The organism is Hymenobacter seoulensis, from assembly GCF_054780535.1.
The window spans coordinates 34,661-47,112 of sequence record NZ_BAAGWD010000003.1 but is presented as its reverse complement, the minus strand read 5'-3'; the positions used below and the strand labels follow the sequence as shown (position 1 = coordinate 47,112).

Genomic DNA, 12,452 nt, shown 5'->3' with positions numbered 1-12,452 from the left:
GTACTGTGGTAGTAAATTCATGAAAAATTAAAAAGGGCCTGCTAAACTGGTAGCGGGCCCTTTTATATATAGTTTGCACTATTCCGATGCCTAGTTTACGGTTTGGCACTGGGAGCAGGTATAGGTAGCTCGGCCGCCAACATAATTTTTGTCTATTTTGGTAGCCGGGTGACGCGGACAGTACTGGTGCTTGTCCGTTCCGGGCGTCGCGGAATCATCCCATTCGCGGGCATGAATCAAGAACTCAGCCGGGAAATCACGGTAGGTAGCCTCGTATGAAATGGCTGTTTGGAGTACTATCTGAATTGCCTCGTGTAAGTCCTTGAATCTGCTGGGATCTAATGTGTTAGCTGGCTGTTCCGGATGAATTCTGGCCTGAAATAACACCTCATCCACAATCCAGTTACCCAGCCCAGCCGTGATGCTCTGATCTAGCAACAGTGGCTTGAGTATGGTCTTGCGCCGGCTGAGCTTACTCTCAAGTTGCTCGGGCGTAATGTCCAGCGCATCAGGACCCAGCTTTTTGTCAGCTTGGTATTGGGCTACGCTTTTGGCCAGCCGAATGCGCCCGAACTTGCGCGGATCGACAAACGCTACCCGCAGGCCCGAGGCCACATGGAAGGCTACTCTGGTGAAGCGCGGTGCATCGGGCTCGTCGCGGTAGGCGCCTACGTCTCCGGTCATCCCGAAGTGCAGGACTAGTACCCGCCCATCGTCGAGGTGCAGAAAGCAGTTCTTGCCTAAGCGGGAAGTGTCGGTTACGGTGCGCCCAATGAGTGCTTGGCGCAGTGTATCCTCATCTGTGGCTAGCACGTGGGCATCCCGTACTTCAATGGCCGTAATGGTTTGGTGCAGTAGTGCGTCGTGCAGGAAACGGCGGTAGGTTTCTACTTCGGGTAGTTCTGGCATGTATGCTCGGGGTGCTGTTCAGAATAATTAAGGCCCTGATAAGGTCCTAAACGATAGTAACAGGCACAACGCTAGGTTGTGTTCCGGCCACAAGCCCTACTTCACCTAAACCTGTACGGTTTGTTGCTCTGGCAGACCTAGAGGCTCAGGTGGCCTTCCAAGACAATGACTCCAGTACCGCCAATCCGGACCGACTCAATGGCATGGCGCGGGCCCTGAATGCTTACTTGCACAGTACCAGGGCGACCCAGCCAATGGCCTTGCTCAGCTGTAAACGTTGGCTCCGCTAGGTAGCCGTAATGCCACAAGTACGCGGCCATTCCGCCCGTAGCAGAGCCGGTTACGGGGTCTTCCAGTACATCAGGGGGCGTACAGAGGTGGCGGGCGAAGGTGTCGCCGGCCGGAGTAACACCGCCGAGGCAGAACAGGTGGGAGCTAAAAAACTGGTGCTGTTGGCGGTATTCCTCCAGGGCTGCTGGCTGCGGAAGGTGAGCACGCCGGAGGGCGTCGGCATCACGCAGGAATACCATCAGCTGTGGGGTGCCAGTGCTAACCGTTTGCACCACCGAGCCGGGTACCAGATCGTCGGGAGTCAAACCAAACAGCGGCAGCACTTCTGCTAGGTCGTGAACCCGCCCAAACTCCGGGCGGCGCTGCGTCATGAGTACCTGCGAGAGCGTGCCAGCGGCAGCAGGCAGGATGGTAATGTCAATTGGCCCGTGGAGCAACTCAAGCTGCATATTTAGCGCCTCGGTGGTAGGACGGGGCAGGCGGCTGGTGTGCAGTAGGGCCGTGATGGTAGCAATGGTGGGGTGGCCGGCCAGCGGAATTTCTTCGCTGGGTGTGAAGTACCGGACGCCAAACGCCGCTACCTCGGAGCGCCGCACAAAAGCCGTTTCCGATTGGTTGAACTCGCGGGCCAGCTGCTGCATTTGCGCGTCAGTCAGGTCATCGGCATCCAGCACCACGGCGCATGGGTTTCCGCCCAACGCAGTTTCAGTAAAAGCATCAATCAGAAGGAAGGGGTAGGAGGGCATGAGAGTATGTTACGTGAACAGCTAAAGGTAGTGCGTAAGGCCTTGGCTAGCCCTTGCCAACGGTTTGGACCACAACGGCACCTAGTAAGAGGCTCAGCGCAGGGCCTATAGGAGTTTTTTATATAAGGTTGATGATCAGTGCATCCCAATAAAAAAGCCTGCTCTAGATTAAAGCAGGCTTTTCAGGTAAGCAAAACGTAGGAAACGTTACGATGGATCAGAAAGCATGGCTACCTGGCGTCCACTGGTATCATGAATGCTACCAGTGCGGCTGATATAGAGGCGCCGCTGCTGACCATCAACGAGCACGTAAGGGTAATTAATGCTTTCAGAACGAGTCAGGCGGCCAACAACTTGTGTGCTAAGGTCCTGCCGATCAACGCGCACAATGCTGAGTTGGTTGGTGATGTAGAAGGGCTGATTCGGATTATCGCGGAAGACAATCTTGCCCAGTACGCTCATGGGCCGAGCGTTGGTAGCAATTGCCCGAGTAGGCGCGGTGGCCCGGTTGGCAAGCACAGCCGGAGCCGCTGAGGGAGCTGCCGAACGGGTGCTGGCTACAATCTGTTGGTTGGCCCGCTGCCAACCCTCGCCAATAGAAGAAAGGCGCGTCGTGCGGCCCGGATGCGTCGGGGAGGCTTCATCATCGGAAACAATAGCCATAGCGGCCTGTGCTTCGGCTAGGCTAGCGCCCATCTTGCGCAAAACAAAACCCGAAAACTCATCGGCTTCCAGCTCATCGGCGGGATTAGAACCACCCGAGCGAAGGGTGTGTCCGTTGAGATGATGGCCCATTTCGTGGGCCAGTATACTAACACCAGCCCAGTCAGTACGCCCGGCACGGTTCACGGCACCCACAAACTGCGGGTTATACAGCAAGTAGCGCTTACCGCCATACACTACAGCAGCGGCGTTTTGCACCTGCGTTGAAGCTAGTAACTCAAAACGAGGCTTCAAACCAACCACATCCGTGATTTCGCGCAGTACGTCGCGCTGGCCTGAGGCTTGTGACTGCGCCGAAAGCGAGCCGGTAAGAACCAGCCATCCGGCAAGCACCAAGCCTGCGAAGCGGCGGAAGAAGCGAGGGTGGTTCATGAAAAAGTCCTGTTAAGTAATGCTAGATGATTGACAAGAACCTTGCCGAAAATTTTCGGGCTTACAACAGCTGAAATACTACCTGGAAACTGAATTTGCTAACCCAGGTAATCAGGATGCATTTCGGATAACCCAACGATGCCAGCTTGAAATGAGCTGATATATAGCTGCGTTACATAGAAAAAACACAATTGCCTTAAGTTTAGTTCAGAAGCCAGTTGGTCTCTATTGCATAAAGTAAGGCGAGCGTACTTACTACCCTCCTACATGCAACGAAGCCAAGGCAAGAAAAAGTATTCAGGGGCGCTTACACCGTGGCGGGGCGGCGCTGGGGCGCAATGGCTGCCTGCGGCCGCTCGCCAATTTGCTGGCGCCACATAGCATAGTAGAGGCCACGCTGGGCTAACAGTTCCTCATGGCGGCCGGCCTCCGCCACGCGGCCACGCTCCAGCACAAATATGCGGTCAGAGTGCAGAACAGTGCTCAGGCGGTGCGCAATCAGGATGGTAATGTGCTGGCGGGAGCCGGATAGGTCGCGTACGGTCTGGCTGATTTCCTCTTCGGTAAGTGAGTCGAGGGCGGAAGTGGCTTCGTCGAATACCAGCAGGGTGGGGCGGCGCAACAGAGCCCGGGCAATACTCAAACGCTGCTTTTCACCGCCCGAGACTTTCACGCCGCCCTCGCCTATCACCGTGTCGAGGCCGAGAGGGGCGCGGGCTAGCAAGCCGTCGGCGGCCGCTTGGTGCAGGGCGCGCAGGCACTCCTCGTCGGTGGCCTGCGGCGCTACAAACAACAGGTTTTCGCGGATGGTACCGGCAAACAGCTGGGTATCCTGCGTTACGAAGCCAATCTGCTCACGCAGCAAGTCCAGGTCAAGCTCAGGGCCCGGAATGCCATTGTACAGAATCTGGCCAGTGGCCGGTGGATAAAGGCCCACGAGCAGCTTTACCAGCGTGGTTTTGCCTGAGCCGGAAGGGCCCACAAAGGCAATGGTTTCGCCGAGCTTGGCCTCAAACGAAATACCATCGAGGGCTGGGCTGCTGGCGGTAAGGTGCTGGAAGTGTACGGCGTCGAAAGCTAGCGTCTCAATCTTGTCAATCACCTTGGGGTGCGTGGGCTTTACTTCCTTGGGTGTGTCTAGAATCAGCTGGAAGTTAGCCAGAGAGGCTTCCGTTTCGCGGTACACGTTGATGATGGTCCCCATTTCCTGCAGCGGCCCGAAAATGGCGAACGAGTAGATGAAGAAGGAGAAGAACTCGCCAACGGTAATAATCTTTTGCACCACCAAAAACAGCAGCATCAGCAGAATTACGTTGCGCATCAGGTTCACAAACGTGCCCTGCACAAACGATAACGAGCGTAAGTAGCGCACTTTCTTCAGCTCTAGCTTCAGAATTTTTTCGGTAGTGGCATTCAGGCGCTTGGTTTCCTGCTGCGCGAGGCCTAGGCTTTTGATAAGCTCAATGTTGCGCAGGCTTTCGGTGGTAGAGCCCGCCAGCGCCGTGGTTTCGGCCACAATAGTTTTCTGAATCACCTTAATGCGCCGGCTCAGAAACAAACTCAGAGAACCCAGAATAGGGATGGTGAGAAAGTACACGGCCGCAATAGGCCAGTACACGCTGATGGCATACCACACCACGAAAATGATGCCCACCAGCGAGATGAACAGCACATTCACGAAGCTCTGAATCAGGCGCTCTACATCAGTGCGCACCTTCTGCAGCTTGCCCAGGGTTTCGCCGGAGCGCTGATCTTCAAACACCTGATAGGGCAATTCCAGGGAATGGCGCAGTCCATCCGAATACAGCTCGGCCCCGAGCCGTTGGGTGATAACATTGACGTAGTAATCCTGGAAGTTTTTGGCAATGCGCGACACCATGGCTACGCCCATGGCCTGCAGAATCAGGAGGCCCGCGCCGCTTTGCAAAAAGGCCCAGAATCCATCGTGGTATGCGTTTTCGCCGGCCTTCACTACGTGTCGGTCGATTATCTGGCGGAAAATATAAGGGTCGAGGAGCGAGAAAACCTGGTTGATGGCGGCCAGCAGCAATGCCAGGGCCAGCAGCCCCCAATAATTGCGCAAGTAGCTGTAAAGTAGTTTCATGAAGTCGGAGGGGAGAGGAAAGAGAAGCTCAGGTAGAAAGCGACAAGCTTGCCATTAGGTTTTAGTACAATGGTCTGGGCACTATTGGAACCAGATGACACACCACTACGCGGTGGCTTCGCCGGCCGTGCTGGCCACCATGCGGGTGCTGCCGGGTACCATAGGTGCGGGCGGGGCCGTGGCGCGGTAGTGCTGGGCTAGCAAGTGCGACACAACGGGAGGCTCCGGGCCCTGGTGGAGCTGGTTAATTTGCGTTTTCAGTTCGGCCTCGTCTCGGCTTACACCTCGGAGGTGCTGTTGGGCATGCTCCTCCCAGGAGTCCGTCATGAAGTATTCCACCATGCGGGTCGGGTCGGCCATGTCGGCGTAGAGGCCCCAGCCGATAGCTCCTTCCCGGCGCCGGATGCGCGCCAATTGCTCCATCAGATACGTGAAGGCCGGCTGGTCAGGGGCGGCTACGCGGTATGTAGTTGTAATGATAACGGGGCCTTCGTTGGGATTGGGCGCTTCCGCCAGCACCGGCTCCGGACGGGGGCGCGCCGGGGTGTGGTCGAGGCTTTCAGGGGAGGTGCGCAATGAGAAGCGGAAAGCCAGCAGCATAGTCAGGCCGAGCCAGATGGCGGAGGCCGTAAGAGCCAGCGGGAGCCCGGCCTGTTCGGCCACGGTTCCCCACACCACACTACCTAGGGCCATCCCGCCCTGAATAGTAAGCAGGTACAAGCTGATAGTGCGAGCCTGCACCCAGCGCGGTACCACCGTTTGTACCCCCACGCTAAACGAGTTGAGCACCAACATCCAGGCCATGCCCACCAGCGTGAGCAGTGCGTACAGCAGCCAATGGTTATCAGCGTATCCGAGGCCTAGCAAACTCAATGCAAAGGCACCTGTTGCCAGCGTTACACGCCAGTCAATGGTTAGCTTGCGGTTGAGCTTTGGCAAGATAAAGGCCGCCAGCACCGCGCCTAGCCCCATGCAGGAAAGAAGCAGGGAGTAAAACGAAGTAGGCTCTTGCAGGCGCCGGGCTACTACGGCCGGCATCAGGGCAAACAGCGCACTAGCCCCAAACGTGAAGCAAACCCCGCGCACCAAAATGTGCTGCACTGGGGGCGCAAACCGTGCGTAGCGGATGCCACCCCGGATGGCCGCCACCACGCGTTCCGTGGCCAACGTGGAGGTGGTCTGCGGCTCCCGTTTCCAGCTGTACACCATATAAATGGTAGCCAAAAACGACAGCCCGTTCAGCAGAAACGCCGCCCCGGCCGAGAAATACCCGATTACCAAACCACCCAGCGCCGGCCCAAAGGCCCGGGCCAGATTAAAGCTGACACTGTTGAGCGCAATAGCCTGCGGCAGCTCCTGGCGCGGCACCAACTCCGGCGTCACGGTTTGCCACACGGGGTTATTAAGAGCGCCACCTAGCCCCAGCAGAAAGGTAAGGGTGAGCAGCAGCCACGGATTATTAAGCCCGAGTAGCGTGACAGTGGCCAGCAGCAGCGCCACCGCGGCCATCCAGCACTGGGTCAGGAGCAGCATTTTCCGGCGGTCCACCAGGTCGGCGAGGGCACCGGCAGGCAGGCTCAGTAGAAACACGGGCAGCGCCGAAGCCGTCTGGAGCAGGGCGACCAGCACGGGTGAAGGCGTCAGTTCGGTCATCAGCCCCACGGCCCCCACGTTCTGCATCCACGTCCCGATATTCGAAACAAAAGAGGCAATCCAGAGCATCCGAAAAAAAGGAATGCGCAGGGGCGTGAATGGCGAAGTAGAGGCTGGAGAGGGGGCAGGAGCCGTGATGGGAGCAGACATGCAGGACGAAACGGGAACAGCAAAAGCGCGCTAGCCTGAGCATGTAATCGAAGTGCATCCCCCGTTTCTCTACCCAGGCCAGATAGATAACCGATCTGGTACGGGTAGTTCTTACGAAAGAATGCGCTTGGGTGTGCTCAGAATAACGCGCTTTTTCTCTGCGGGCTGCCTATGCCGTGCTACAGCCTTAGGCCAATACCTGGGCCTAGTAAAATGAAAGGTTCGCCCTTGCCAAGCAGGTAGCCCCCACCCAGATAGAGTGGGAAGGTGAGCTTGGCATCTCGGCGAGTGGGGTAGATGGAGCCTAGAATCACGATACCCAAGTCTCGGTTCGCTTCTTTGTCGCTGCTGCTGCTCAGGTTAAACGCGTTGAGTGCCACAAAGCCTGCCCCGATTTTATAAGGCCGCAGGCGGTTGATTTTCTCGGGATGGTAAAAGCTCAACTGACCCAGCATAGCCAGCGAAATGCCACCAAACGAGGTATAGCTGGGTTCGTCTTTGTACTTCGTAAGCAAGCCCCCCGGAAAGCTCACGTCCACATCAAACTTCATCCGGCGCTGCAGTACTAGCTCCAGTTTCTGCGAGAACCCCGGCTCCTGGTACTGGCTCTGCGTGTGCTTTACCGTGATGATAATCGTGCTCCAATCGTCGAGGTCGTGGGTTTTGCGGTAGCTGAGCAGGCTGTTGAGGCTGATGTTTCCTACCTGGCATTGCTTATCCTGGTAGAAGGCAGCCCGCACGGAGCTGCCATCGGGGCACACTACTACATTATCCACGGTGCGCATTTCAATCAGCTCGCCCTTGCTGTTTTGCGTCCGGATATCAAAGGTGAGGTACTGCTTGCCGTAAAGCTGCGACTCCGAGTCGATACTGCCGGCATTAAAGCTGAACACTACGTCGCTGATGGTGCGGTTGTAGAGTACGGGGCCGTTCAGGCGGGTGAGGGGCCTAGGCGCTTCGCCAAACGTGACGCCCACAAAGTCGAGAGGGTGGGGGCGCTGAAACTCCCGTACCGATAGGGCATAGCCAGTAGGCTGGCCCGCGTTGAATATGGTAATGCGCTTTTTATCTATCGTTACCGGAATCTGGATGCGGTACACCACGGCGGCATCGGATCGGATGCTGGAGTCGGAGGGAATTACCTGCACATCCTCGAAGTGAAACCGGGCCCGGGTCAAGGATTCGCCTTCCAGGCGCACGTCCACGGTTTCGCCTGGGTTCACGTTGGTGCTGTTGGTCCAGTCGCCGCCGCGGTGGCGCACGCTCACGTTGCTAATGGCCGTTTTGGGCGAAATATTAAAGTTGGTAACGTACTTGGCCTGGTCGTTCTCCTTGATGTAGAGGTAGCTTTCGGTCTGGCGGTGGGTATTATACACACGCAGCCAACACAACACCCGGTCGTTGGTGAGGTACTGGCGCGTGAATAGCTCAGCGATAAGTGCGCCGCCAGCTTCCTCTTGATCTTCAATACGGTAGGTGCGCTTCAGGTCGAAGGTGCGGCCATTGTCCAGAATCAACTCAACGCCTTTGCGGCGGGAAAGGTCATCGAGCGTGATTTCCTTTTTATCAACGCTCAGGAAACGAAGCCGCGAGGCCTTCACGGTGAACTCCTGGCGCACTGGCGGCAAGGCGTAGGTTACCCGGCGGTTATTATCGGTGAGGAACGGGCGCTCGGTTTGGGGCCGCAGCGTGAGCTGGCGCGTGCCGGTTGCGTTGGGCAACACGTGCAGGCGCAGCACACCTTTTTCCTGCTCAATGCGGTAGTCAATGTCTTGGCCGCGTGTCCATTCGGGGGTTACCCGAATGTTTTTGGGGTTATTGCTGATCAGGTCAAACACCTTCTCTTCGCCCACAAACAACTCCGTATCCGAAGGCCGGAACTCCAGGGTGGTGCGTGTAACGGGCAGCAGATTGATGGTTTGGGTGCGAATAGGCCGGCCCACGGTGTCGGGGGCCTGCTGGAAGGTTAGGCGCAGGTAGCGGGTGCCGGTCAGGTCCTTGAAGCGCATTTTGGCGCGATAGTACTGGCCGCCATCCACTGCCGTCAGTGAATCAACCAGCACAAAATCGGCGGAGCGCTGTAGGCGCAGCGGAGCTGTCGGGCTAGGGGCAAAGGGGTAAACCAGCAGTTCGGCTATTTCGTCATCCTGCCGATACGTAAAAAATAGGTGCGGTTCTCCCTGAATTGCTATGGTGTGCCGGCTGAGACTGTAGCGGCTGGTGTCGGTGCGGAGGCTTACGTCGCGGACAAGGGGCACTTGTTGGGCGCGGGCCGAAATAGCACAAAGGAGTAGCAGCAGGCTGCCGACCACGAGGCCCAGCAGTCCGCGAATCCTGAAAAGGTTCAACACGGCAAACGAAAAGAAAAGCAGCTCCCGACCCACCGGAAGCCCTACAAAGGTAGGAGCCACTGCCCGGCCGTTGTATGCGCGCCGGTAGTATTTTTTAGGCCTGTACTACCCACGCCACATGGGGTGAAAAGAAAAAAGGTCTTCTGCCGAAGCAAAAGACCTTTTAGCGTAGTCCGTAGGGGAATCGAACCCCTGTTGGTAGAATGAAAATCTACTGTCCTAACCCCTAGACGAACGGACCAGTTACCCACGGAGCGTTTTCCGTTTTGGTGGTGCAAAGATACGGGGCCAAGGTTTCGGCGCAATAGCTGGTGCTTAAAATTTTTCAAAAATTGAGCTAAGTGCGCCAGAATCAGGCTGATTTTTTTCTGACGCCGTGTTTTCGGTCCCACCACACGTAGGCCCCAAACAGCAGAATGCTCACGGCCGTCACCCACAGCAGGCCGGTTTTCAGCCGTTCGCTGTCCTCGCCCAGGTATGCCAGCAGGGCAATGAGGGGCACTACCCCTGCCACAGTCGCCAACATAAATTTCAGGTAGCCTAGGCGGGCCAGCCCCGCTACAAAACTGATGGCATCATCGGAAAGCGCCGGCGACAGCCGCGCCAGCATAATGGCCCACATGCCGTAGCGGTCTACGATATCAATCACTTTCTGCTCGGTTTTTTGGCCCAGCACCTTGGCCACGAACGATTCTCCTAGGCTCCGGCCCAGGCCATACCCCACCGTGGAGGCAATACAGATGCCGACCAGGGCCAGCAAAGAGCCCCACCATGGACCATACGCCAGAATAGCCACCAGAATAAGCAGCACCACATTTACCACAAACAGAAACATCTGCACCACCATGGCAGCTATCAGCACTAGAGGACCCCAGTAGCCAAACTGCCGCATCCAGGACGCAATGCGCGGCTGCTCGCCACTTTTAAGCACTGTCCAGGCTTCCCGGACTTCAGCTTGAAAAGCGGGCCACAGAAACCAGCAGGCCGCTAGCCCCGCTACCAACGCCAAGGTGATGTAAAGCGGAACACGGCTGGTCTTTTTGCTAATGGCTGGCGTAGAGGCAATGGTGGTAGAGGGCATAACCTGCGGAGTAAGGCACCGAAAAAGGCTTGAGTGGGGCCTGCGAAAGGCATTAGCTCAAGGCATACGCAGCTATTAGCCAAAAAGCTGCGGCAACCTCAGCGGCGCAAGCACGGTACACCCCTACCAAACCCCGTGGCGCCTAGCCCTGCTGACGCTGCAAACCCTTTCCTCATGACAAAACATACCTACGACCTCGGCCTGATTGGCAACTGTGCCTTTTTAGGACTGATTGGCACCGATACCGCCGTGCGCTGGCTGTGCTGGCCTCGCTTCGACAGCAGCTTTGTATTTGGTTCTTTGCTTGATGACGATAAAGGCGGCGAGTACAGCATCCGGCCCGCCGACCCAACACTAGAAGTTACCTCCCACCAATACTACCGCGCCAACACCAACGTGCTGTGCACGGAAATAACCACCTCGGAAGGCAGCTACCGCGTAACCGACTTTGCGCCGCGCTTTCAGCAATATGAGCGCTACTACAAGCCCCTGATGTTCATCCGGAAGGTAGAGCCGCTGGAAGGTGTGCCCCGCGTGCGGGTGGCCTGCCGCCCGGTAGGCGAGTACGGCGCCCTGAAGCTGAAACGTCGTCGGAGCTCTAACCACATTGCCTTTCTGGGCCTTGAGGAGGAAATCAGGCTTACTACTAACATCCCGCTGACTTATGTGCTGGATGAGGAGGATTTTGTGCTGAACGAAACCAAGTACTTGGTCCTGACCTACGGTGCGCCATTGGAGGCCCCTCTGGAAAGCACCGCCGAGCGGTTTCTGCGCAGCACCATTGACTACTGGCGCATTTGGGTAAAGAGTACCAGCATCAGCAACTTCAGCCAGGACCAGGTGATTCGCTCGGCGCTGGCCCTGAAAATCCACCAGTACGAGGATACCGGAGCCATTATTGCGGCCAGCACTACCTCTCTACCCGAGGCGCCCGGCAGCACCCGCAACTGGGACTACCGCTACTGCTGGATGCGCGACACGTATTACATCCTGACGGCATTCAACAACATTGGCCATTTTGAGGAGCTGGAGCGGTATTTCCACTACATCGCCAACATCTCTACCAAAGTAAAAGGCAAATATCAGCCCTTATATGGCATCAGTGGCCAGTCGGAGCTAGTGGAGCAGGAGTTGCCGCTGGCCGGCTACCTAGGCAACCAGCCCGTGCGCATCGGCAACGATGCGTATACCCACGTGCAGAACGACGTGTATGGCCAGGTGCTAGTGGCGCTGCTGCCCCTATATGTGGATTGCCGGTTTCTCGACCCCGAGCGGCCCAACCCGGAAAAGCTGGTGTACGAAACCCTGAGCTTGATTGAGGCTACCATGGACCAGCCCGATGCCGGCCTGTGGGAGTTCCGTAACCTAGCGCAGTACCACTGCTACACCTACCTGTTCCATTGGGCAGGCAGCCTGGCAGCTGGCAAAGTGGCCCGCTCCCTGGGCAACACAGACATGGAAGCCCGCGCCAACCGGCTGATGCAAGCCGCCGCCGACCACATTGAGCAGTGCTACAACCCCGAACTGGAGGCGTATACCAACGCCATCGGCTCGCCGCACCTCGATGCCAGTGCCATGCAACTTATCCTGATGGGCTACCTGGACCCAGCCTCCGAACGGGCTCGCAAGCACTTGGCCGCACTGGAGCGGGAGCTGAAAACCCCTGAAGGACTGTTCTACCGCTACCGCCACGCCGATGACTTTGGTACTCCTGAAACCACGTTCCTGATTTGTTCTTTCTGGTACGTTGAGGCCTTGGCCAGCGTGGGCAGGGTAGAGGAGGCTATTACGGAGTTTGAGAAGCTCACCAGCTACACCAACCACCTAGGGCTGCTCTCCGAAGATGTGGATGCAAAAACCGGCTCGCAATGGGGCAATTTCCCGCAGGCCTACAGCCATGTGGGCTTAGTGAATGCCGCCTACCGCATTGCACAGAAGCTCAGCAAGCCAAACTTTATCTAGGCAGTATCTGAAAACTCCAAACCTCTCTGTTGAGCGAGCTGCTCCGACTTTGCTCACCAAAAAGGTCAGTAAGAGCATAAAGGCTACGGCTCTTCAGCACAGCCTGTGAA

The 12,452-nt window shown here is 57.0% G+C and carries 8 protein-coding genes and 1 tRNA gene; 1 reads left to right on the top strand and 8 read right to left on the bottom strand.

Going from position 1 to position 12,452, the window contains the following annotated elements:
- Positions 1 to 90: 90 nt before the first annotated feature.
- The 8 genes from mutM to ACYVHC_RS13860 all read right to left on the bottom strand — a co-directional run bounded on the left by mutM (position 91) and on the right by ACYVHC_RS13860 (position 10,380).
- Positions 91 to 909 carry an Fpg/Nei family DNA glycosylase gene (gene mutM, locus ACYVHC_RS13895; protein WP_460614356.1) on the bottom strand — a complete coding sequence of 273 codons (819 nt, stop codon included), beginning with the start codon at positions 907 to 909 and terminating at the stop codon, positions 91 to 93.
- 137 nt (positions 910 to 1,046) lie between these two features.
- Positions 1,047 to 1,946: a PhzF family phenazine biosynthesis protein gene (locus tag ACYVHC_RS13890; RefSeq protein WP_460614355.1), complete on the bottom strand. Its 900-nt coding sequence runs from the start codon at positions 1,944 to 1,946 to the stop codon at positions 1,047 to 1,049.
- Between the two features lie 207 nt (positions 1,947 to 2,153).
- Positions 2,154 to 3,041, bottom strand: a complete 888-nt coding sequence (locus ACYVHC_RS13885) for a M48 family metalloprotease (RefSeq protein ID WP_460614354.1) — start codon at positions 3,039 to 3,041, stop codon at positions 2,154 to 2,156.
- A 307-nt stretch (positions 3,042 to 3,348) separates the two neighbouring features.
- Positions 3,349 to 5,145 carry an ABC transporter ATP-binding protein gene (locus ACYVHC_RS13880; protein WP_460614353.1) on the bottom strand — a complete coding sequence of 599 codons (1,797 nt, stop codon included), beginning with the start codon at positions 5,143 to 5,145 and terminating at the stop codon, positions 3,349 to 3,351.
- 105 nt (positions 5,146 to 5,250) lie between these two features.
- A complete protein-coding gene (locus ACYVHC_RS13875) occupies positions 5,251 to 6,948 on the bottom strand; it encodes an MFS transporter (RefSeq protein WP_460614352.1) in 1,698 nt (565 codons plus the stop codon).
- 179 nt (positions 6,949 to 7,127) lie between these two features.
- Positions 7,128 to 9,359 carry a hypothetical protein gene (locus tag ACYVHC_RS13870; RefSeq protein WP_460614351.1) on the bottom strand — a complete coding sequence of 744 codons (2,232 nt, stop codon included), beginning with the start codon at positions 9,357 to 9,359 and terminating at the stop codon, positions 7,128 to 7,130.
- 109 nt (positions 9,360 to 9,468) lie between these two features.
- Positions 9,469 to 9,540 (bottom strand) — tRNA-Glu (locus ACYVHC_RS13865).
- 111 nt (positions 9,541 to 9,651) lie between these two features.
- Complete coding sequence (locus ACYVHC_RS13860; protein ID WP_460614350.1) at positions 9,652 to 10,380, bottom strand: TVP38/TMEM64 family protein; 729 nt, start codon at positions 10,378 to 10,380, stop codon at positions 9,652 to 9,654.
- Between the two features lie 174 nt (positions 10,381 to 10,554).
- On the opposite strand from ACYVHC_RS13860, the gene ACYVHC_RS13855 reads away from it, so the two are divergent.
- Entirely contained in the window at positions 10,555 to 12,342 is a 1,788-nt protein-coding gene (locus ACYVHC_RS13855; RefSeq protein ID WP_460614349.1) for a glycoside hydrolase family 15 protein, read from the top strand.
- Positions 12,343 to 12,452 lie beyond the last annotated feature (110 nt).